We start from the raw sequence: 23,504 nt of genomic DNA on the forward strand, positions 1-23,504 counted from the left end.
AAAGAATAAAGAGGAAGTTGTTTTATCCGTGCGGGTTTCAGCTGTTTTTGTATTTTAATAGTGTAATTAACTCTATAGTAAAGACATAATATAAGTGCTATTCATTAAATTAAGTAGTTGAAAAAATAATAGAAATTTTATATTAATAAAAGAATTAAAAAGATTGATAAAAATATGATATACTAGGAGTATTGCAGAAGGAGTGAAAAGGATGAACAACAATTATTTATTGGGAAGAATCTTAGTGATACCAGCAATTTTAGTTGCATTTACATTTAAGGGATATATTCAATCTAAAATTGCTATAAAACTTGGTGATAATACCCCAAAAGAGTATGGAAGAAATACTTTAAATCCTTTGAAGCACATCAGTGTATTTGGGTTTATATTTATGCTTATAATAGGTTTTGGATGGATAAAACCTGTGGAAATTAATAAATCAAATTTTAAAAATCTTTATAAAGATGATTTAAAAATAAGACTTGGAGGACTTCTAACTACTTTGACTATAGGATTTATAGCTACAATAGCTCTAGCTTTATATGTAAAGTTTATACCAGGAAATAGTGATATTAAGTATATAATATATTTAATTATCCAACAAACAGCTATAATAAATTGTTCTTGGTTTATATTAAATTTATTACCTATACCAGGTTTTGATGGATTTAACATAATAGTAGATATATTAGGAGATAAATCTGAAAGATTTCAAACTATAATGTATAAAAATAATATGTTAATATTTATTATATTAGTTCTACCTATTATAGGTGGATTTTCAATTTTAGATTTTGTAGTTGGAGTACCAGGCCAGTATATATATAATATTTTTGCGGCTATGGCTACATATTTATTTTTATAAAATTTATATAGACAAAATAAATGTATGATATAATTTAACAAACTAATATCGAGGAGAGTAATATATGAGACTTAGAAAAAAGCATTGGGCAAGACCAGAATTAGAAGCTAGTGATATTGTAATATATGATAAATATGGTCATTGCGGAAAATGGAGAGAAGAATTTGGAAATAATAATCCTATTCATTTAGAGTTAGGTTGTGGTATGGGAGGACATATTAGTCAACGTGCAATTAAAGATAGAAACGTAAACTATATAGGAATAGATTTAAAAGATGAAGTTGTAGTATATGCATTAAGGAAAGTTATGGCATCATTTGAAGGAATAGAAAGAGCAAAGGATATAAATGCAAGACTCATAGTTCTTAATATAATGCTTATAGACAACGTATTTGGTAAAGATGAGATAGATAGAATATATATAAATTTCTGTAATCCTTGGCCGAAAAAAAGTCATAACAAGAGAAGACTTACATATACGAAATTTTTACAATCATATAAAAAGTTTTTAAAACCAAATGGAGAGATATGGTTTAAAACCGATGATGTAGATTTATTCAATGATTCTCAAGAATACTTTAAAGAAGCAGAATTTTCTATAGAATTTATAACCTATGATTTACATAATAGTGGATTTGAAGGTAATGTAGTTACAGAGTATGAAAGCAAATTTACAGCTATGGGAATGAAAACTATGTTCTTGGTGGCAAGATTAAAATAAAAACAAGAGACAAGATTGATGCTTAATCTTACTTATTATTTATTATACATATATTTCAAATAGAAAATCAGTATATTTAACTAACTGGTTGATATTTAAATAAGAATATGATAATATACAACAAAATAGAAAGGGGTATGAGTTATGGACTTTAAAGCATTGCCAAAAATAGAATTACATTGTCACTTAGATGGAAGTGTTAGACCAAAAACTATATTAGATATAGCTACAAAAGAAAATATAGAAATACCAACTTATGATTTAGAACAATTGAGGGAATTATTAGAAGCTCCATTAGAGTGTAAATCACTAGTGGAATATTTAGATAGATTTAACATTCCAATAAAGATAATGCAAAGTAAAGAAAGTTTAAGAAGGATTACCTATGAACTTTTAGAAGATGCAGCTGAAGAAAATGTAAAGTATTTAGAAATTAGGTATGCACCGACTTTACATACAGAAAAGGGATTAACATTAGAAGAAGTTATTGAAAGTGTATTAGAGGGAATTAGACAAGGTGAAAAAGACTTTAATATAAAGGCTAATTTAATCTTATCTTGCTTAAGACATAATGGTGCAACTAGTGCATCTACAGTGGTGGAAGCTGGAAAGAAATTCTTAGGTGAAGGGGTAGTTGCTGTAGATCTTGCCGGAGCTGAAAATGAAGGTTTTGCTAAGGAGTTTGTAGATGTAATAAAGGTAGCTAGAGAATATGGGTACAGAGTTACTATACATGCAGGAGAAACAGGTATAGGAGTAAATGTGGTAGATGCTATAAAACTACTTAAAGCAGAGAGAATAGGTCATGGAGTAGCAATAAGAGATCTTAAGGAAGCCTATGACTTAGTCAAAGAAAACAATGTAACCTTAGAAATGTGTCCAACTAGTAATATGCAGACAAAGGCTGTAAAAAGTTATGAAGAGCACCCATTGTTTAAATTTTATAAAGAAGGCATAAGGGTTTCTTTTAATACTGACAATAGAACTGTTTCTGCTACTAATGTAACTGGTGAGTGTGAAAGTATAGGTAAGGTTGCAAATATGGCTTATGAAGACTATAAAAAGATATACATGGATTCTGTAGATGCTGCATTTACTACAGAAGAAATTAAAGGATATTTAAAAACATTAATATAAAATGGTTAGATATATAATTATTATATTAAATAGCTATAATCTTAATTTTTTAAGATTATAGCTATTTATATTTTAATTTCTAGATTTAAAAGTAGATTTAAATATAATAATTACTATTAATATAACAACAGAGGTTAGGGCTATAGTACCTCCAGGAGCACAATTTAGTATATATGAAAAAATAAGACCTAATATTATATCTATAAACCCAAAAAGGATAGACAGTAATAAAGTGGGTTTAAAGCCTTTATCTAGTTGAAGAGCTGTAGCTACAGGTAGTGCAATCATTGATGACATTACAAGGATACCCATTATACGTATAGATACAGAAATGGTAGCTCCAACAAGTAAAGAAAATATATAGTTTACTGCTTTTACATTTATACCAGAAATTTTAGCGCCTTCTTCATCGAAGGTAGTATAAAGAAGCTTATCATATAAAAAGTATATAACTACAATAGATATACAACTAAGAATAACCATAATAATTAAGTCTGCCTTAGTAACGGTTAATATGCTTCCAAATAAATAGCTATTCACGTTTCCGGAAGCTTTTCCAGTGCTTATAAGGGTAATTCCTATACCAACACTAAAGGTCAGAACTATAGAAAGAATAAGTTCTGCATATTTTTTGTAGTAGTCTCTAAGAAATTCTATGGATAAACCACATATGGTTGTAAATATAAATGCACATATTATTGGATTAAATCCCATTACTAGTCCAATAGCAACACCAGCAAAGGCAGAGTGAGCCAAGGTGTCACCCATCATAGAATGTCTTTTAAGCACTAAAAATACTCCTACCATAGGACATAGTATAGATATGAATATGGCTGCTAAAAAGGCATTTTGCATAAATTCATATTGAAACATTAGAAATCCTCCTTATGTACTCTTCAGATGTATATAGAGTTCCAAAGCCATTTTCCATGGTAAGGATATGGGATGAATTTTGAAGAGCTGTTTCTAAGTTATGCTCTACAGATATAACGGTAACTCCATTCTTTTTATTTAAAGAGGCTATAAGCCCATAAATTTCTTTCATGCTTTTACTATCAACTCCAGTGGAAGGTTCATCGAGAATTAATATATCTTCATTTGCTAATATAGCCCTTGCAATAAAAATCTTTTGTTTTTGGCCTCCAGATAAATTTCCAATAAGAGAATTTTTATACTCAAGCATATCCACTTTCTTTAGGGCTTCAGTGATTGAATCTTTATCTTTAATTTTAAGAACATTTCTATGGGCATTAAGCATTTCCCAAACAGTTATAGGAAAAGAACTATTAAAACTTTCGACAATCTGAGGGACATACCCAATTTTTCTAGAGGTTAAATTAATACTTCCCTTTTGAGGAGTAAGTAGATTTAAAATTAACTTTATCAAGGTGCTTTTACAGCTACCATTAGCACCAATTATGGATACATAACTTTCTTTATCTATGTTTAGTGAAAGATTATCAATAATATAGGGCTTAGAATTATTATATGAAAAACATAGGTCTTTAATTTTGATCATTAGTGTTGCTCCTTTCTACAATTATAAGTCTAGCCATAATTTTACATATTATAGCTATAGTTTAAATAAATTATAATAAAAATTATCTATGAGTGAATGATTTTTCATTAATATGACAATATTTTAAAATGTAATATATGTAAATTATTAACACTGACCTAGTACATAATAGTTGTAGGTCAGTGTTGATAATAAAATCGAATATGATATAATTATACTACTTATGAAAATCATTTTCAATTGAAGGAGAGAAAATTATGAAGAAATTAAAGGTTTTAGGAGCATTAACTTTGATAGTAGTTATGTTAACAGCATGTTCTAATAGAGAGTCAAAGAATAATGAAGAAAAGGACAACACAATAAATATTGTTACTTCCTTTTACGGTATGAAGGCTTTAACTGAGGAGATAGGGGGAGATAAGGTTAGCATAGAAAGTGTTATACCAGAAGGTAGTGAACCCCATGACTTTGACATTAAGGCTAAGGATATGAAGGCCATAGAAGAGGCTGATATATTTATTTATAATGGAGCTGGCATGGAATCGTGGATTGAAGATGTAGAAGCAGCTATCAGTGGAAAAGAACTAATAGTTGTAGAAGCTAGCAAAGGTGTGGAACTTATAAATGCTGATGAAGAAGATGGAGAACATGAAGGACATAATCATTCAGGAAAAGATCCTCATACTTGGCTTGGATTAAGTGAATCAAAGATTCAAGGTGAAAATATTAAAAATGCTTTGGTAGAAAAGGATGCTAAAAATAAAGAGTATTATGAAGAAAAACTTAAGAAATTTAATGAAAAAATAGATAATATAATTAAGGAGTATAATCCAAAATTCAAAGAACTAGCTAATAAAAATTTTGTTACAGGTCATGCAACCTTTGGGTATTTATGTAGAGATTTTGGGCTTACGCAAAAGAGTATAGAAGGGGTTTTTGCAGAAGGAGAACCATCACCAAAGGAATTACAAAATCTTATGGAATATTGTAAAGGGAATAATATAAAAACTATTTTTGTTGAAGAATTAATTAGTACTCAACTTTCAGATACTTTAGCTAAAGAAGTGGGAGCGCAGACTAAACAAATATACACTCTACATAGTAACGAAGACGAAAAATCTTTTTCTGATGTTTTAAAATACAATGTAGAAACTATATACAGTGCTATGAATAATAAATAATTATATAATGCAAAATAAGGCGTGTACTTTATGGTATACGCCTATAATTTTCCGTGAAAAAAGCTGTGATGCTGGTTATAAATAAAGGACTATAGTATATAATAATTATATAATTTACGAATAAAGGTTGAAAGGATTAAAAAACATGGGAAAGAAGATTAGTACATGTAAATGTAATGAGGGACAGGAAAAATTAGTAGAGGAATTAAAAAAAGTTATTGGTGATGAGAATAAAATAACAGAAAATATGTGTATAGGTGCATGTAATTTATGCAGTCACAAATACATTGCAAGGGTAGATGGAGTACTTGTGGAGAATGAGAGTTTAGAGGAGGTTTTAAATTCTATTAAGGAAGAAGTCCATAGAATTTAAATTTAAAAATAAATTATCAATAAAAGATAATTAAATTTAATAAAATTGCATATAATATTATCACTTCTGATATATCACTATTGATAATGTACTCATTACTGATATATAATAATAATAGAACAGATATAGGAGTGATAAATATGGAAAAAATAGCTTTAATTACTGACAGTGCTAGTGACATTACTAAGGATATAGTAGATAAGTATAATGTAAAGGTATTACCTTTTAAAATAATATATAGGGATAAGGAGTATAGTGATGGAGTAGATATTACATCTAAATATGTATATGATACTTTAGAAACTAACGCACCAACCACTTCGTTACCATCCATGAGAGATATGGAGGAAATGTATGATGAATTAAAAAAAGAAGGATATACTCACGCAATAGTAGTAACAATTTCTTCAAAATTATCAGGGTTTAATAATGCCATTAAACTAATATCAGAGGATCATCCTGAGATTAAGACCTATGTTCATGATTCTAAGTCTATATCTAAGGGGGAAACTATACTTATTGAAGAGTCAGCAGAAATGATTAAACAAGGAAAAAGTTTTGATGAAATAGTATCAGAACTTCCTAAAATAACTGATAGAATAAATATATACTTTGTTATAGGAACCTTAGAATATCTTATAAGAGGGGGAAGAATTGGAAAGGTAGCTGGAACTATAGCTCAATTTTTAAATCTTAAACCAATTGTAAGTGTAGATAAGGAAGGTGAGTATTATACTTATGCAAAGGTTAGAGGAAGAAAACAATCTTTAAATAAAATTTATGATATTGTAGTATCAAAATTAAATGATAAAAAATATGATATTCATATAATGCATGGTGAAGCAGAGACAGAGGCTATGACATTGTTAGATAAATTTAAAGCTCATAAAAATGCTAACTTCGTAAATTTCGGAGGTTATCTAAGTCCAGTATCAGGTGTTCATTCAGGACCAGGATTCATAGGAGTACTTATCTATGAAAAGGAGTAGGTTGATATGGTGGAGGATGAATTAGGGAGAGATATAAATGATATAAAAGCTGAAGAAAAGAAACTTTATGAAGAATATAAAAGAAAACTACAAGAACTTAGAAAGGTAAAAACAGAAAATGAAGCAGTAGGTCAAGTGTTTACTAAAGGATTATTGCCAATATACACATTATATATATTGGTTCAGGGGCCTACTAATGGAAATGATATATCTCATCAAATAGGAAAGCGTACTAATGGATTTTGGATACCTAGTACAGGTGGAATATATCCATTGCTTAAAAAACTGGAGAAACAAGGATTTATTGAAGGTAGTTGGGATGAAGAAAAGAAGTCCCAGAAGATATATAGGATTACAAATAAAGGAATTGAAGAGTTTGAACATAAAAAAGAGTTATTAAAATCAAAGATAGAAGAGGCATTAGAAGTATTTAAGATAATAAAAAAAGATTTATATGACTAAAAGGTTCCATAAGCTTATTAGCTTATGGGACTTTTTCATTAGTAACACAGTGAAGCTATTTCAACATACAAAAGTTTCGCCTTTCGAATTAAATATATTGAAACAAAAGGTAATTTCTTGTATTATATATATGGAGTAGAAAATTAATTATTTCTAAAATTATAGTGGAGATTTATAATTTAGGGGGGGAAATATGGATAAAATTAAAGAACTATTAAAGTATGCAAAGAAATATAAGAAACGATATTTTATAGGGATATTTTTTCTTATACTAGTAGACTTTTTACAACTTGTTCCACCAAAAATTCTAGGTTTTTTAACAGATAGTTTTGCCTTAGGAAGTGCTAATAAAAATACTTTAGTTAAATCTATAGTATATATATTAGTTATAGCATCTGTTATAGCTATTGGAAGATTTATGTGGAGAATATATGTAAATGGTACTTCACGAAAAATAGAGTACGATATAAGAAGTAAATTTTTTAAGCATCTACAAGGATTATCTTCTAATTTTTACAATGAAAGAAAAACTGGAGATTTAATGGCTTTAGCAACAAATGACTTGAATGCTGTAAGAATGGCACTAGGGCCTGGCGTTATTATGTTTTTTGATGCAGTAGTGTTGACTATTGCCACTATTGTTATTATGCTAACTATTAATGTGCCACTTACCTTGTTATCATTAATCCCACTTCCTTTTGTAGCATTTGTATCTCAAAAATTTGGCAAAAGAATACACAGAAAATTCACAAAAGTACAAAGATGCTTTTCAAAACTTACAGATATCGTTCAAGAAAATTTTTCAGGGATTAGAATAGTTAAATCTTTTGTTCAAGAGGAAAGGGAATATGAAAAGTTCATAGAAGAGAATGATAAAAATTTTCAAGTGAATATGGAGTTTATAAGAATTTGGGGAGTATTCTTTCCTTTGATAGAATTTATTTCTTCCTTAAGCTTTGCATTACTAATAGTAGTGGGGGGAACTTTTGTAGTTTTGGGGAAAATATCTCTTGGGGACTTTGTGACCTTTAACATGTATCTTGGAAACTTAGTTTGGCCAATGATGGCTATAGGACAAGTAATTAATAATTTACAAAGAGGATTTGCATCCCTTGAAAGAATAGAAGAAGTCTTAAATACAAAACCTGATATAGTAGATTGTTGTACATCATATGTGGATAAATTACAAGGTGATATAGTTATAAAGGATTTAACTTTTAGCTATAATAACACAACAACATCAGCTCTTAAAAATATAAACTTAAGAGTAAAGCAGGGAGAAACTCTTGGGATTGTGGGTAAGACTGGAAGTAGTAAAAGTACTCTTATAAGTTTATTGCTTAAACTCTATAATGTGGAAGATGGAAAGATTTTTATAGGGGATAAAGATATAAATAGAATATCTTTAAATAGTCTTAGAACTAATATTGGGTTTGTATCACAGGATTCTTTTTTGTTTTCCACTAGCTTAGCTGAAAATATAGGACTTGCATTTCATGAAGTAGATATTGAAAAAATACATGATGCAACTAAAAAGGCAGATATTTATGATAATATAATAGACTTCCCAAAGAAATTTGAAACTATAGTGGGAGAAAGAGGAACTACTCTTTCAGGAGGTCAAAAACAAAGATGTTCTATAGCTAGAGCTCTTATTAAAGATCCTGATATCCTAATTTTAGATGATTGTTTATCAGCAGTAGATGCAAAAACTGAGGCTATAATTCTTGAGAATTTAAAAGATGTAATGAAGAAGAAAACTTCTATTATAGTATCTCATAGAATTTCAGCAATTAAAGATGCTCATAATATCATAGTTCTAGAACAAGGAAAAATTGTTCAAGAAGGAACACATGAAGAGCTTAAAAATATGCCAGGAATTTATAAAGATATATATGAAAAACAACAGATTGAGCAAGAAATTATGGAAGAGGAGGAGATATAATTATGGAAAACTTTAATCAGGAAGATGAAGTATTAGATAAGCAATATGACTCCCTTTTGATGAAAAGGCTCTTAAAATTTGCATTACCATATAAAGGACTAATGGGAATAGTAGTAATTATAATGTTTTTAGTGGTGTGCTTAGATTTGTCTGTTCCCTTCATAATAAAAAATGTTATAGATAGTAATATTAATCCTTTAAGTGGAAAATATTCTATTATAGAAGAAGCTGAAAATAGTTCCATAGCCATAGGAGATAAATATGTAGTAAGGGGAGAAAGAGATGGAGCAATAAGAGCTTCAATAGTATATGATGAGAATAATGAGCCCTATGTAATAGAGGGTGAACCAAGGAAAAACACGGCTTATGAAATATCAGATGAAAAGTTTTTTCAAGATAACAATGAATTTAAAGCTCATGAAATAACTATAAAAGATATAAAAATATTAAGAACTAATGATTTAGATTTGATAAAGTGGAGTGCTATTATAATATTGCTAATTTATATAGTAATATTTATACTAAACTATATTCAAATTTATTTGTTACAGTATACTGGTCAAAAGATTGTATATAATATAAGAGCTGCAATATTTAAGCATGTAGAGAGTTTATCATTATCTTTCTTTGATAAGAGTCCAGTGGGAAGATTAGTAACTAGAATTACAAATGATGTAGAAACATTAAATGAAATGTACACATCTGTTTTAGTATATTTAATCAAAGATTTATTTCTTGTTAGTGGCATTGTAATTGCTATGTTTCTATTAGATATAAAATTAGGAATAGTATCAATTATAACCCTTCCATTAGTAGTTGCTTTAACCTTTATATTTAGAAAATATGATAGAGAAGCTTATAGGAAAGTAAGAACTAGATTATCTAGAATTAACTCTAATTTATCTGAAAATATAAGTGGTATGAAGACTGTGCAGATATTTGGAGTTGAAAGTAAAAAGTATAGTGAATTTGATGAAATTAATACATCGTATTCCACAGCTGCAATGGAACAAATTAAAGTATTTGCTATATTTAGACCACTTATGGATATGACTTATCAATTAGCTCTATGCATATTAATTTGGGTTGGTGGTACAGCAGTTCTAAATTTAACAATAGAATTTGGAGTGTTATATGCATTTGTAATATATATACAAAAACTATTTCAACCAATATTTGATTTATCTGAGAAATTTGATATACTTCAGTCTTCTATGGCTTCCTCAGAGCGTATATTTATGTTATTAGATAATGATTCTATAATTAAAAACCCAAAGGAGCCTAAACATATAGGACGTGCCCAAGGAGATATTGAATTTAAAAATGTTTGGTTTGCCTACAATGATGAAGATTGGGTATTAAAAGATGTAAGCTTTAGAATTAGAAAAGGTGAAACGGTAGCCTTTGTTGGAGCAACGGGAGCAGGAAAAACCTCAATAATAAGTCTCATAACTAGACTTTATGATATTCAAAAGGGCGAAATCCTGATAGATGGAGTTAGTATTAAAGAAATGTCTAAGGATGAACTTAGAAAAAATGTAGCTACAGTGCTTCAAGATGTATTTCTATTTGCTGGTGATATAAAAGGAAATGTAAGATTAAATAATGAAAATATAACAGATGAAGAGATTGTAAAAGCATGTAAATATGTAAATGCAAATATATTTATTGAAAAGTTACCTGATAAATATAATGCTGAGGTTAATGAGAGAGGAACAACCTTTTCTCAAGGTGAGAGGCAACTGATTGCATTTGCTAGAGCATTAGCTTTTAACCCGCCAATTTTAGTTTTAGATGAAGCTACAGCTAACATAGATACTGAAACAGAAAGTTTAATTCAAGATGCTCTAAATAAATTAACTAAAGGACGAACTACTATAGTAGTAGCACATAGATTGTCAACTATTAAAAATGCAGATAAAATTATTGTAATGCACAGGGGTAGGATACGTGAAATTGGAAGTCATTCAGAACTATTAGAGAAAAAAGGGCTTTATAGCAATTTGTATAAATTACAATATGCAGGACAATAATTAAAGTAGGTAAATAAAAATTAAACGTAAAGGCTAGCTTGTGGGCTAGCTTTTACGTTAATGTGTAAAGATTAATTAATAAAGATTTAGAGACTAAAGAAACAAAATTTATATATTTAAATAACTTATTCCATCTAAAGGAATTAACATCTGTGGTGTTGGGAAATTAGTAACTAAACCAATCAAATAAAGAGTATAGTATTTATCTGATTTTAGATTTATATTGGGAACATATAACATATCAATATCTGTATTAGCTAATTTTAATAGCATAGTATATCTACCAATAGGTAGTTCAATATAATTTCTTATGTCCTTAAAGTTTACATTTTTATAAAGTACAGTACCATTAGAAAGAACTACATCTACAGGTGGAATGTTTTCAATAAACTGAGCAATTCTAATTTTAGCTTTACCATCAGTTGTAGAGGTTAACGGAGTTTCATCCACAGGGTATAAGCTTAACATTCTTCTTTGCATGTAAGCTACAATAGTAGTTACACTTTTGGGTGCTATAAAAATATCAACATCTGCCAAGGGAAAATCAGTATTATTAGCTCTATACACCTTTATGTTATAAGTTCCAGAAGGAAGTTTAATATAGGTTGTAAAATCTCTATACTCAAGATCAGATATTGTTAGTTTATCATTTACATAAATATCTACATCAGGGGCTCTAGCTGCAATGTGAGCAACCCTAACATAGGCTGACATATTATCTTCAGAATTCATCATGTCATCTACTCTTGTAGGAATATTAAAGGGAACATTAATATATTGCATTATATACCTCATATAAAAATATTATCAAATATAGTATATGAAATATAATTAGAGAATGTTACAAAAGGGGATTCAATATAAAATCTAGTATATAATTATCCATAAATACCTTCATAATTACATACTAGATTTCTATTGGGTTTTTATTATTTAAAACATATCTTTTTTTCTAAGATAGTAGGTAACGGCTAAAGTTATTAATCCTACAATTATACACATATGCAGAAATCCATCAGAGGCATTGAAAAAAGGTATTCCACCTACATTCATACCTAAAAGACCTGATATTAAAGTTGGAATAGAAATAACTATAGTTACAGATGTTAAGTATTTCATAACTTGGTTTTGATTATTAGAAATTATAGAAGCAAATACATCCATAGTACCAGTGAGGACATCACTATATATACTACACATTTCTATAGCTTGACGATTTTCTATCATAACATCATCTAAAATATCTCTATCCTCATCATATTTTGTAAGGATTTCCTGCTTTAAAAGTTTTTCTAAGGTTAAATCATTAGATTTTAAAGATGTAGAGAAATATACTAAGGATTTTTGAAGAGCAAATAATTGAATTAACTCTCTATTTTTTAAAGATTTATAAAGGGTTTTTTCAACCAAAAGACTCTTTCTATTTATTTGTCTTAGGTATAATAAATAGTAATTTGATGCTCTATATAATATTTGAAGCATAAATCTGACCTTCTTAAAAGTATAAAATGAAGAGATTTTTTCAATGGTAAAATCTGATAATACAGGACTGTTTTTAAGACATACAGTTATAATTACGCTTTCGGTATATATTATTGCTAGTGGATATGTATCGTAAGTTAATGAATTATCGTCCATTTCAGTGAATGGAATATCTATAATTACAAGAGTAGCATTATTCTCAAATTCTATTCTTGAACCTTCTTCTTCATCTAATGCAGCTCTTATAAAATCTTGAGGAATATTAAGTTTTTGTGTAATTAAAAGAACTTCTTCATCGGATGGATTAATCATACTAATCCAAGAGCCATGTTCTATAGAATCGATTTCTGTGAGACGGCCCGAGGTATCACTTTTAAAGATTGTAATCAATGTTATCACCTCATATAATAAAACTCATGAATATATTTTAACACTATATTTCTAATTGACAACTGTATATTTAAAAGTAATAATTATAATAGTACAAATAATTTAATTTATAATCATAATTTTGAAAAGTTAGAATTATAATATTAATATTAATGTTGTTATTGATAATATAAATTTATGATAATATTAAATTATTGTATTTGTAGGAGGTCTTTTATGGCAATAGAAGAATTGCTATTCATAGCCTTAGCAGTTTCATTAGACGCTTTTGGTATTGCAATAGCTATTGGCTTAAATAGAGGGGCTAAGGCAAGGCAAAAGTTTTCTTTTGCAATTTCTTTCGGTTTTTTCCAATTTTTGTTTTCTATTTTAGGAGGATTTGGTGGTAAAATATTTACAGAGAATATTGCTTCCGTCCCTGCAGTTATGGGGGGAATAGTTATTGCAATAGTTGGTATACTTATGATAAAGGAAGGTATGATAGAAAAAGAAGAAAGTATTGTCATAACCTTTAAAATGTACTTCATTTTAGGGATATCTGTGAGCATTGATGCAATAGTAATTGGATTTATTGCTTTCTCAAGGATAGAAAGTATGGTAACCTTAACACTCTTTACTGCTATTGTTGGTATGATAACATTTTTTATGAGCATATTAGCATTTATAATAGCAAAGTATCTAAGAAAAATCCATATATTAAGAAAATATGCTGATTATATAGGAGGCATAATTTTGATATTATTTGGATTAAAGATGATTTTCTTTTAAGGAAAGGATGATTAAAATGATAGAAACATTAAAAAACTTAAAAAGCTTTGAGGCAATCAAATTTTTTAAAGAGATGAATGAAATACCAAGAGGTTCAGGAAATGAAAAGGCTGTTAGCGATTGGTTAGTTAAGTTTGCCAAGGACAGAAATTTAGAAGTTATACAAGATGAAGCGCTAAATGTTATTATTAAGAAGCCAGCTACTAGTGGTTATGAAAATGCTCCAACAGTGATTTTACAAGGGCATATGGATATGGTTTGTGAAAAAAATCAAGGAACTGAACATGACTTTGAAAAAGATCCAATAGAATTTATTATAGACGGTGATTTTATAAAAGCTAAAGGAACTACATTAGGAGCGGATAATGGTATTGCAGTAGCTTATGCTCTTGCAATTCTTGATAATAAAACAACAGCTCACCCTCCTATAGAAGTATTGATTACTACTGAAGAAGAAACAGGAATGGGTGGAGCAACAAATTTAAATCCAGAACATTTAAATGGAAGAATATTAATAAATATAGACTCTGAAGAAGAAGGAGTACTATTAGTAAGTTGTGCAGGAGGAGTTAGACTTAAATTCTCTGTGCCAACAAATTATGAGAATATAGAAGGGAACTACAATTCATTAGCTATTAAAATAAGAGGACTTAAAGGCGGACACTCTGGTATGGAAATTAAGAAAGAAAGAGGAAATGCCAATAAAATGATGGGTAGATTCTTAATGGATCTTAATTCAGTTGTAGACTTTAAACTAGCATCTTTAAATGGAGGAGCTAAAATGAATGCTATTCCAAGAGAAGCAGATGCTATTATAGCTGTAAGACCAGAAGATATAGTTAAAGTTGAAGGAAAAGTAAAAGAATGGTCATCTATATTTATAAATGAATTACAAGGTATAGATGATGATTTGAAATTAACCTATGAAGTTACTAAGTCTGTAGATAAAGTATTTTGCGATGATACTAGACAGAAAGTAATAAGAACATTATTCTTATTACCAAATGGAGTTCAAACTATGAGTATGGCGATACCAGGGTTAGTACAGAGTTCTACCAATGTAGGTGTAGTAACTACTACTAGTGAAGCTGTAGAATTTGACAATGCAGTTAGAAGTTCAGTAGCTTCTTTAAAAAAATCAATTGTAGATCGAATGACGGTACTTGCAGAAATAATGAATTGTGTTATAGAACTTGAATCAGATTATCCTGAGTGGCAGTATAATCCAGAATCTAAAATTAGAACTGTATTTGAACAAGTTTACGAAAATAAATTTGGTAATAAAGCAGAAATATCTGCAATTCATGCAGGACTTGAATGTGGATTAATTGGAGATAAATTTAATGGGAATATAGATCAGATTTCCTTTGGGCCAAATATTTTTGATGTTCACACACCAGATGAGCATGTAAGTATTTCTTCACTAGATAGAATGTATGATTACTTATTAAGTGTATTAGCAGAAATAAGATAGGAAGAACAAATGCTCCCCTTAAGGTAACGATAAATATTATCTTAAGGGGAGTTGTTTATTGTTGTATATTTATGGTTACTAAGGTATACTAAAATAGTTATGTTTATAGCAAAAAATCAATTGTTATTAGAAGAAATTTCAGATAGTTTCCATTTGCCAGATTTATGTTTTACCAGATGAAGAGTATAAGTCGTGGTTTTATAGGGGCTTTTTCCTTCTATGCCATTTACTTCTGCTATACATATATTACCATCTGAAAACTTAATGTTAAAGTCTTCTAGAGAATATAATTTATATTTATTAAAAATACCAGAAGTAGAGTATTTTTTTATAGCATAATCTAAGTTTTTACATTTTAAATTAGTGTAACTAAAAACAATTATATAAATAGTAATTATAATAATTAAAGATATGAGGGAAAGAGTTTTGAATTTTTTAAGATTTTTTACAAGATTCATAATTCACACTCCTTTAAGGATATAATCAATTATAGCATTTAAAGTAATTTATGTAAATAAATTACAAAATATTAGGAGGGTATGATAATGGATTTTTCTGCTATTGTATTAATGGAAAAGGATAAAGAGACAAAATTTTTTACAAGAGAGCTTGGAAGCTATGAGGTTAATGAAGGTGCAGAATATATTACTAAACTATTTTATGATGGTGAAAAGGTAAATTTATATTTTGATACCAATAAAGATGTAGAGGAGTGGGAATTTTCAGCCATATATGATTTGTTCGATGATGAAAGTTTAACTGATTTGGTTGACTCTATAGAAATTTATGATGAGGAATTTAATCCCACATGGATTGTTACCTTTGATTACGATGAAGATCATAATGTGCTAAATAATAGATTAAACAATGCATGTACAAGAATTAAGGAAGCTTTAGAAAAAGTTTTTATTGATATAGAAGGAAAATGTGAGGAATATCAATAGTACATAATTGGGGGAGAATCATGAGATTAGAACATATATGTAGAGTTAATGAATCAGATATACTTGGTAAACATGTATATGGTGATGATGGAAGAATATTGTTAAAAGCTGGTATGAGTCTTAGCAGTGTATACATAAAAAGACTTGAAGAGCTAGGAGTATATTATGTTTATCTTGAGGATGAACGATTAGAAGATATCGACGTAGTAGATGAGAAGCTAATAATACTAAAACAAGCCACTATTAAAAGTTTAAAGAACATATCAAGGGGTATAGGAAGTATAGTCGGTTCATGTGGAGATGAATATTTAGAAAATATGGATCAGTTATTGAATCATATAATGGAAATTGAAGATGTGAATAAGTGTTTAAATGATGTAAAAACTCATGATAACTACACATTTTTGCATAGTATAAATACTGGAATCATGTCAGTGTTTTTAGGAATGAGCCTTGGAATGAAAAAGTGGGCAGTGCGAGATTTGGGTATATGTGGAATGTTACATGATGTAGGAAAAATAAAAGTGCCTGCAGGTATAATTAATAAAAATGGGAAGCTTTCTGATGAGGAGTTTGAAGTCATGAAGAAACACCCAATTTATGGTGGGGAAATATTGAGTAAAAATTATAAAATTCCAGCTAGTGCAATTGAAGGAGTAGAGCAACATCATGAAAAAATTAATGGAAAAGGATATCCTTATGGATTGCAAGGGGATCAAATTTCAAGATTTGGTAAGATCGTAGGAATATGCGATGTATATGATGCGGTAACTAGTAATAGAAGCTATAGAAAAAAATTTGAGCCTAATCAAGCTTATGAGCTTATACTTTCTGGATCAGGAAGTCAGTTTGATGAAAAATTAGTGCGCACATTTAAAGAAACATTTTCAGTATATCCATTAGGGTGTTGTGTTAAACTTTCTAATGGAGTAGAAGGATATGTTATAAGTCAGAACAAAGGGTTCCCAGATAGGCCTATAATAAGAGTACTATATGATTATAAAACTAGAAAACCAGTAAAATTTTATGAAATTAATTTGTTGGAAAAAATTAATTTAATTATCCAATGTGTAATTTAATAAATATATGGATTGAGGGATGTACTGTTTTTAATTATGCTGTATAATTGAGGTATGTCCTTTTGGTTTTGATATAAAAATTTGGCGTATATATATTTTACCCGATGACTACCAGCTCTAATACTTTCATATTCTTCAAAGTGGGGGTAAGGAGTTGCTACGTCCTTGGATAAGGATGTCTATTCAGAGGTGGTAAAAACCCCATCTGAAAAAAAGAACTCTGTTTCTATTATGATTAAAGTACAATTGGAGGTAAAGTAAAATGAAGATATCTAATATAAAGATTTCAATAACAGAAAAAGATTTATACAGTATCGTTGTAGATGTATTAAGAGACTATGTACCCGTTGAAGGACTTAAAATTGACAAAATATTAGTAGATAAAAATATTAATGTAGTTGGAAGTTATAAGCATAAAGTATCTATTCCTTTTTCTGTTGATATATCTATAAACAAAGTTGAGAATAATAAACTATATTTAAGTATAGATAAAATTAATGTAAAAAGTCTTAAAATATTTAAAGGCATTGTAAATGTGGCATTAAAAGTAATTAGCTCAAAAGTAGCTAATTTTGGCATAGAGTTTACTGATGATACGATAATTATAGATTTATACAAGTTATGTAAAGTTATACCGATGGTTGATTTTAAATTAGAAGATTTATCTATAATCCCATATGGTCTTGAGGCAGAGGTTAGTAATTTTAATTTTAAAAATGAAAATGATAAATCTAATGATAAAAATGAAGAAAAAAAAGAAGAAGAAGTGCCAATTTCCAGTGTAGAATCTAATAAAAAAAATTTAGATAATCATAAAGAGTATACTTATAGAAGGTTTAGAAAAGAGTTTAAAGAAAGATTTTCTGCGAAATATGAAAAGATGTATCCCTATGTAGTGATGATACCAGATATAATTGCTTTATTTATGAGGTTATATAAGGACAAAAGAGTAGTAAAAGAGGTAAAGTTTAATATATCTATTGCTTTAGGATATCTTTTGTTTCCTTTAGATATATTACCAGATACATTACCTGTTATAGGTAAGATTGATGATTTAGCAGTTACATTTTTTATACTTCAAAAGGTGCTTTGTGATATTCCAGAAGAAATAATTCTTGATAATTGGGAAGGCCAGAGCAATATTATAGAGGTTTCTAGAGAAGCTATGACTTTACTAAATGACAAGTTTGGAGCAAAAGAAATAAGAAAAATGGTAGATGTAGTAAGAATATCTATAAAAAAGTCTATAGTATTTTTTACTAAATAAATCTACGTTTAAGGTAGGGGTTATTATGGCAACTAAATATTATGCGATAAAAAAAGGAAGAGATTTTAATAATAATGTAGACGTTAATAATATTATTGTTAAAAGTTGGAGTGAGTGTCTTTCCTATGTAAAAGGAGCGAAAGGTGCTATATATAAGAGCTTTTTAACAGAAAAAGAGGCAAAAGATTATTTAGATAATAGTTCAGAATTAAAGAAAGGTGTGGACAACTATCCTTTAGATGTGCCTCATATATATGTTGATGGAAGCTATAACATATCTACAGAAGAGTTTGGATATGGGGTACTTGTAGTTGAAAAGGATATAATTACATATGTGAACTATGGTGGAGGCAAGAGTAATCAGTGCAATCAAAGGCAAGTAAATGGAGAGCTGAAGGCTGCTATAAATGGTGTAAAATATGCATTAGATAATAATTGTAGAGAAATAGTATTATTTTATGATTATGCTGGAGTCTGTCAACATGCAACAGGCGCATGGGAGAGAAATACAGTTTTATCAAAGGAATACTATGAAGTTATTAACAAGTTAAAAAAAGAAGGTAATATAAACGTTATATTTGTTAAGGTAGATAGTCATACTAATGATTTATATAATGATATTGCAGATGAGTTGGCAAAAAGTGGTGCTGGGGTAGAATTTAATTCTGTAGTAGATAAAGCTGTTGAAAATAATACTTTAAGGGTTGTTACTAGTGACGTTAAAAATAAACTTTCTAAAATTATTAAGAAAAATATTAGTAACGTTATATCTCTAGATGTTCATAGTAATATAGGAATTGAAGATAAATATCACATTACCAGAATAAGAGAACACTTAAATAGTATAGATATAAATGAGAGAGAAAAATATTTAAAATGTGTACCTATGGAGGTTAAGGATAAAATCATATTAGAATTAATTCAAAACTTAAAATAAATTAATTATAGGCATATAAATTAGAAATATGTGCATCCTATAAACATACTTAAGATCTACTAATTATGAGTAAGTAAATATTATTGTAACCTAAAATATTTATTTATATGGAAAATTCTATGGAATTTTAGGTGGATAAGTATAGAATGAGAAGGGATGTGTATTTTATGAAAATGTTATTAAAGATTATGGTGTTGATAGCAAGTTTAGCCTTAGCTGTTAATTACGTAATGCCTTCAATGAATGGAAGAACTAAAAGAAAATTAAGGAAAAAGGCTAAGAAGTTTCAACATAGAGCTGAAGATATGTTTAATAAAGCAATGGTTCCTTTAAGATAGCTAGAGCAGATTTTCTGCTCTAGCTATCTTTATTTTCAATAAAATTTAATTTAATACAATAAAACTTATTAAATTAACTCACATTTAATAAAAATTTAAGACATTTATTTTTGTGTATTTTGTTTGTTTATGATACAATATAAGGGTATAATTATCTGAAGTAATTAGGAAGCATTTGCTAAGAGAAGAGGATGAATTTATGGAAATTTTATCTTTAGGAGAAAAAATAAAAAAAAGGAGAAAGGAGCTTGATTTAACTCTAAAAAATCTGGCTGGAGATAGAATAACTGCTGGTCAAATAAGTTTAATTGAATCAGGTAAATCTAATCCTAGCATGGACTTGTTAGAATATTTAGCAGGTGCATTAAAGGTTTCAGTAGAACATCTTATGGAGACTGAAGAAACGCAAGCAGGTAAGATTTGTAGATACTATCAAAATATTGCGGAATCTAATATATTAAACAATAATTTGGAGATAGCTTGGAATGCATTAGAAGATTCATTTTTATATATTGAAAAATATGATCTTCAATTAAATATGGCAACCAATTTATATTTAAAAGCCTTAATACATGAAAAGAAAAAAGAATATGATGAAGCTCAGGAGTTACTACTTTCAGCTAATAATATATATATTAAATATAATTGTAGTGACGAAATTATTAAAGTATTTATGCTTCTAGGCAAAATTACTCTTGGACTTGATGCATATCATTCTGCATATAGCTATTTTCAACAAGCAGAGAAGGTGTTTGAAGAAAGTGATGTATATAATGAAGTTGCTATGGGTAAGGTTTATTATTACATAAGCAAAACTCTTAATAAAATGGGAATTGATAAAGAAGCAATAGAGTATATGAAATATGCTGAAGAAAAACTTTTAAAACTAAAGGATTCGAGAAACTATGGAGAATCATTTATGAAGATTGGACAAGTAAGGTTTAAAGAGGGTAACTTAAACCAGGCTATTGCATACACTGAAAAAAGTTTGAGTCTCTTTAGAACTAGGCAACAAAGTATTTTAATTACAGATTTAATGTCAGGGCTAGGAGAAATGTTTTCAGAATATGGATATGTAGATAGGTCCTTTGAATATCTTTTAGATGCTAAAGCTATTAAAGAAAGGCTTTCTGAGGAATCTACTGTTAATACTTTAATGTTGATTTGTAATAACTATATAAAGTTAAAAGATGAAATAAATGCAAAAAAGGTACTAGAACAGATAGTATCTAATATGCAAAATTTAAGTGTAACAGATTGTACTTTAATGTATAAGTACCATATTCTTAAATATAAAATTGAGTTACTAGAGAAGAAGTATGAAGAAGCAGAAAGAACTTTAATAGATGCTTTAAACTATACAGAAAAAATGAATTATCATAAGGAAAGTGCTGAGATTGCTATTACCTTAGGAAAATTCTACATGGACTTAGGAAGAGAAGAAGAAGCTAGAAAATATTTAGATGAAGGGGTTAGGATTCTTGAAGAAACAAAATGCTTAACGGATTTTTAAAAATGGGGGATAACTATGGAAATATTATCGGCTGGAGAAAAAATAAAGAGGACCAGAATATATAAAGGTCTAACTTTAAAAGATATATGTGAAGATAAAATTTCCGTTTCTAAAATGAGTTGTATAGAAAACAATAAGGTTGATCCAGAAGATTGGATTCTAGAAATTATTGTAGACAAGCTTGGATTAGATATGGAGTATTTAAAACATGGTGTAAGAGAACAGATAGAAGCAAATATTGAAAAGTTTAATTCTATGACGCCATTAATTTCTTTAGAAGATGTACTATACAATGTAGATTATGCAGAAAAGTATCACTATTATGATTTGAGTTGTAAACTATTTCAAATACTATTTGAATACTATTTGAATCACGGTATGTCAGCGGAATTAAGCACTACCATACCTAGATATTATAATTCTTGTCAAAAATCTAAAGATGAAATTTTACATATTAATTATTATATGTATATAGCAAAATATTTATATACTAATGGTGAATGTTCTCAAGCGGGTAGTTATATATCAACAGTAAGGAAGAAACTTATTGAATTAGATAAAAAAGACTCAGTAGAATATATAAAGGCAACTTATAATCAGGTAGTAATCTATATAATGTGTAATAATATAATTAAAGCAAAAAAAGTTAGTGAAGATTTAAAGGAAATACTTTCATTTAATAAAAATGAGCATGTAAATGCAGAAATATATAAAGTGCTAGCTATTATAGAAATTTATTTAGGTGGCGATGAAGTTAAATACTATGAAGAGCAAGCTTTAAAAAGATATGATAACTTGCTAGATAAAAAAGCAAGAGCATATTATGATCTTGCAAAAGCTATGTTTGAAAATGGAATTAAAGACGAGGCTTTAGTCTATGTAGAAAGAGCATTGAGTGAATATCCAAGAAGTGATAAAGAACAGTTGTGTGAATTTTTAATTGATGGGGTTAAAAGTTTGATAGAGTATGGTTATTACGATTTAGTGTTAAACTATATAGAAGAAGTGCTAGATTTATCTATTGAACTAGAGCTTGTTCCAATAATGGAAAAAGCATATTACTATAAAGCTATGATATTCGAAAGGAAGAAGAACTATATAATGGCTGAAACTTATATGATGCTTTCTTTAGATGCTCTGATGAAATATGGAACTAAGAGTGAAATATGTAAAAGGTATATGAAGATAGGTACCATGTATCATGATATGGGAAATGTTAATGATTCAATAAAATATTTTAGTTTGGCCTTTAAGATGGATAAAAGTTTTTATTAGTTAGTAATTTTATTTATCAGGATTTAATATGAAAATAGGTTGTTGCAAAATGATTTTTAATCACTTTGCAACAACCTATTTTTATTTTATAAATCTTTTTATAATATGATCTTTAGCTTTAATTTCGAAGGAATCATTTAGAGGGGAAAGTTCAACTTCATCATACTTATTTTTTATGGCTAAAGATAAAAGTCTATCTGTAAGCTCGGGGTTTTTAGATAGTAGGCTTCCATGAAAATAAGTGCAGAAAGTATTTTTATAAACACAACCTTCTTTTTTATCTTCACCATTGTTACCGAATCCGTATTTCACTATACCAAGAGGTTTTAAATCACCAATGTAAGTTTTACCTGAATGATTTTCAAATCCTACGTAGGTTTCATTAAAGAATTCATTATATATAATTGAATTGCCTATTAATCTTTCATTAGAAGCTTTGGTATAAATATCTAATATACCCAATCCTTCTAAAATCTCACCTGTAGAAGTTTCATAGGTTTTTCCTAAAAGTTGATATCCTCCACATATGCATATAAATACTTTTCCAGATTCTATATAATCGGTAATCCCTTGTTTCTTAGTTTCTACTAAGTCTTTAGAAACTATGGACTGTTCATAATCTTGACCACCTCCGAAGAACACTATATCAAAATCTTCAGGGTTAAATGCATCACCTATTGATACGTTTCTTATTATAACATTTATTCCTCTTTTCTCAGCCCTATGTTTAAGAATTAGAATATTTCCAATATCACCATAAACATTCAATAAATCAGGATATAAATGACATATATTAATTTCCATAAACTCAC

The 23,504-nt window shown here is 28.5% G+C and carries 24 protein-coding genes; 18 read left to right on the forward strand and 6 right to left on the reverse strand.

The features are described from left to right. Positions 1-211: 211 nt before the first annotated feature. The 3 genes from B2694_RS04050 to add all read left to right on the forward strand — a co-directional run bounded on the left by B2694_RS04050 (position 212) and on the right by add (position 2,723). Positions 212-865, forward strand: coding sequence for a site-2 protease family protein (locus tag B2694_RS04050; protein ID WP_346884685.1), 654 nt, complete (start codon positions 212-214; stop codon positions 863-865). Between the two features lie 64 nt (positions 866-929). Continuing rightward, entirely contained in the window at positions 930-1,586 is a 657-nt protein-coding gene (trmB, locus tag B2694_RS04055; RefSeq protein ID WP_346884686.1) for a tRNA (guanosine(46)-N7)-methyltransferase TrmB, read from the forward strand. A 144-nt stretch (positions 1,587-1,730) separates the two neighbouring features. Beyond that, positions 1,731-2,723: an adenosine deaminase gene (gene add, locus B2694_RS04060; RefSeq protein WP_346884687.1), complete on the forward strand. Its 993-nt coding sequence runs from the start codon at positions 1,731-1,733 to the stop codon at positions 2,721-2,723. Between the two features lie 72 nt (positions 2,724-2,795). Here the strand turns inward: add and B2694_RS04065 are convergent, their stop codons facing one another. Both B2694_RS04065 and B2694_RS04070 read right to left on the reverse strand, forming a co-directional pair. Further along, a complete protein-coding gene (locus B2694_RS04065) occupies positions 2,796-3,596 on the reverse strand; it encodes a metal ABC transporter permease (protein WP_035135574.1) in 801 nt (266 codons plus the stop codon). Continuing rightward, complete coding sequence (locus B2694_RS04070; RefSeq protein ID WP_346884688.1) at positions 3,583-4,242, reverse strand: metal ABC transporter ATP-binding protein; 660 nt, start codon at positions 4,240-4,242, stop codon at positions 3,583-3,585. Before B2694_RS04070 ends, B2694_RS04065 begins: the two co-directional genes overlap by 14 nt. A 257-nt stretch (positions 4,243-4,499) precedes the next feature. Here B2694_RS04070 and B2694_RS04075 point away from each other — a divergent pair, with 257 nt between their 5' ends. The 6 genes from B2694_RS04075 to B2694_RS04100 all read left to right on the forward strand — a co-directional run bounded on the left by B2694_RS04075 (position 4,500) and on the right by B2694_RS04100 (position 11,225). Next, on the forward strand, positions 4,500-5,423 hold the full coding sequence (locus tag B2694_RS04075) for a metal ABC transporter solute-binding protein, Zn/Mn family (RefSeq protein ID WP_346884689.1): 924 nt from the start codon (positions 4,500-4,502) through the stop codon (positions 5,421-5,423). A gap of 145 nt (positions 5,424-5,568) precedes the next feature. Further along, positions 5,569-5,796 carry a DUF1450 domain-containing protein gene (locus B2694_RS04080; protein WP_346884690.1) on the forward strand — a complete coding sequence of 76 codons (228 nt, stop codon included), beginning with the start codon at positions 5,569-5,571 and terminating at the stop codon, positions 5,794-5,796. Between the two features lie 140 nt (positions 5,797-5,936). Continuing rightward, positions 5,937-6,785, forward strand: coding sequence for a DegV family protein (locus B2694_RS04085; RefSeq protein ID WP_346884691.1), 849 nt, complete (start codon positions 5,937-5,939; stop codon positions 6,783-6,785). A gap of 6 nt (positions 6,786-6,791) precedes the next feature. Beyond that, positions 6,792-7,247: a PadR family transcriptional regulator gene (locus B2694_RS04090; RefSeq protein ID WP_346849224.1), complete on the forward strand. Its 456-nt coding sequence runs from the start codon at positions 6,792-6,794 to the stop codon at positions 7,245-7,247. Positions 7,248-7,440: 193 nt separating this feature from the next. Beyond that, the gene (locus B2694_RS04095) at positions 7,441-9,192 is read left to right on the forward strand and encodes an ABC transporter ATP-binding protein (protein WP_346884692.1); all 1,752 of its coding nucleotides are present in this window, start codon (positions 7,441-7,443) and stop codon (positions 9,190-9,192) included. Positions 9,193-9,194: 2 nt separating this feature from the next. Then, complete coding sequence (locus tag B2694_RS04100) at positions 9,195-11,225, forward strand: ABC transporter ATP-binding protein (protein WP_346884693.1); 2,031 nt, start codon at positions 9,195-9,197, stop codon at positions 11,223-11,225. A gap of 108 nt (positions 11,226-11,333) precedes the next feature. Here B2694_RS04100 and B2694_RS04105 read toward each other — a convergent pair whose 3' ends face one another. Further along, positions 11,334-12,008, reverse strand: a complete 675-nt coding sequence (locus B2694_RS04105; protein WP_167403042.1) for a DUF4397 domain-containing protein — start codon at positions 12,006-12,008, stop codon at positions 11,334-11,336. A gap of 150 nt (positions 12,009-12,158) precedes the next feature. After that, positions 12,159-13,097, reverse strand: a complete 939-nt coding sequence (locus B2694_RS04110) for a magnesium transporter CorA family protein (RefSeq protein ID WP_346884694.1) — start codon at positions 13,095-13,097, stop codon at positions 12,159-12,161. Positions 13,098-13,313: 216 nt separating this feature from the next. Here B2694_RS04110 and B2694_RS04115 point away from each other — a divergent pair, with 216 nt between their 5' ends. Both B2694_RS04115 and B2694_RS04120 read left to right on the forward strand, forming a co-directional pair. Further along, positions 13,314-13,865, forward strand: coding sequence for a manganese efflux pump MntP family protein (locus tag B2694_RS04115; protein WP_035135592.1), 552 nt, complete (start codon positions 13,314-13,316; stop codon positions 13,863-13,865). A 19-nt stretch (positions 13,866-13,884) separates the two neighbouring features. Then, positions 13,885-15,339, forward strand: coding sequence for an aminoacyl-histidine dipeptidase (locus B2694_RS04120; RefSeq protein ID WP_414632714.1), 1,455 nt, complete (start codon positions 13,885-13,887; stop codon positions 15,337-15,339). Positions 15,340-15,455: 116 nt separating this feature from the next. Here the strand turns inward: B2694_RS04120 and B2694_RS04125 are convergent, their stop codons facing one another. Further along, positions 15,456-15,797 (reverse strand): hypothetical protein, encoded by a 342-nt coding sequence (locus B2694_RS04125; RefSeq protein ID WP_346884696.1) that lies wholly within the window; start codon positions 15,795-15,797, stop codon positions 15,456-15,458. An 87-nt stretch (positions 15,798-15,884) separates the two neighbouring features. Here B2694_RS04125 and B2694_RS04130 point away from each other — a divergent pair, with 87 nt between their 5' ends. The 7 genes from B2694_RS04130 to B2694_RS04160 all read left to right on the forward strand — a co-directional run bounded on the left by B2694_RS04130 (position 15,885) and on the right by B2694_RS04160 (position 22,692). Further along, complete coding sequence (locus B2694_RS04130; RefSeq protein WP_346884697.1) at positions 15,885-16,283, forward strand: DUF6762 family protein; 399 nt, start codon at positions 15,885-15,887, stop codon at positions 16,281-16,283. Between the two features lie 20 nt (positions 16,284-16,303). Continuing rightward, the gene (locus B2694_RS04135; RefSeq protein ID WP_346884698.1) at positions 16,304-17,362 is read left to right on the forward strand and encodes an HD-GYP domain-containing protein; all 1,059 of its coding nucleotides are present in this window, start codon (positions 16,304-16,306) and stop codon (positions 17,360-17,362) included. A gap of 262 nt (positions 17,363-17,624) precedes the next feature. Continuing rightward, a complete protein-coding gene (locus B2694_RS04140; RefSeq protein WP_346884699.1) occupies positions 17,625-18,629 on the forward strand; it encodes a YkvA family protein in 1,005 nt (334 codons plus the stop codon). 25 nt (positions 18,630-18,654) lie between these two features. Then, positions 18,655-19,566 (forward strand): viroplasmin family protein, encoded by a 912-nt coding sequence (locus B2694_RS04145; protein WP_346884700.1) that lies wholly within the window; start codon positions 18,655-18,657, stop codon positions 19,564-19,566. Between the two features lie 167 nt (positions 19,567-19,733). Then, positions 19,734-19,904, forward strand: coding sequence for a hypothetical protein (locus tag B2694_RS04150; protein ID WP_346884701.1), 171 nt, complete (start codon positions 19,734-19,736; stop codon positions 19,902-19,904). A gap of 199 nt (positions 19,905-20,103) precedes the next feature. Then, positions 20,104-21,417: a helix-turn-helix domain-containing protein gene (locus B2694_RS04155; protein ID WP_346884702.1), complete on the forward strand. Its 1,314-nt coding sequence runs from the start codon at positions 20,104-20,106 to the stop codon at positions 21,415-21,417. Positions 21,418-21,432: 15 nt separating this feature from the next. Then, a complete protein-coding gene (locus tag B2694_RS04160; RefSeq protein WP_346884703.1) occupies positions 21,433-22,692 on the forward strand; it encodes an XRE family transcriptional regulator in 1,260 nt (419 codons plus the stop codon). Between the two features lie 81 nt (positions 22,693-22,773). Here B2694_RS04160 and B2694_RS04165 read toward each other — a convergent pair whose 3' ends face one another. Further along, positions 22,774-23,496: a type 1 glutamine amidotransferase gene (locus B2694_RS04165; RefSeq protein ID WP_346849212.1), complete on the reverse strand. Its 723-nt coding sequence runs from the start codon at positions 23,494-23,496 to the stop codon at positions 22,774-22,776. Positions 23,497-23,504: the final 8 nt, after the last annotated feature.

It is taken from the genome of Clostridium sp. UBA4395 (assembly GCF_002390995.1).
In the GTDB taxonomy this organism is placed as follows: domain Bacteria; phylum Bacillota; class Clostridia; order Clostridiales; family Clostridiaceae; genus Clostridium_J; species Clostridium_J sulfidigenes.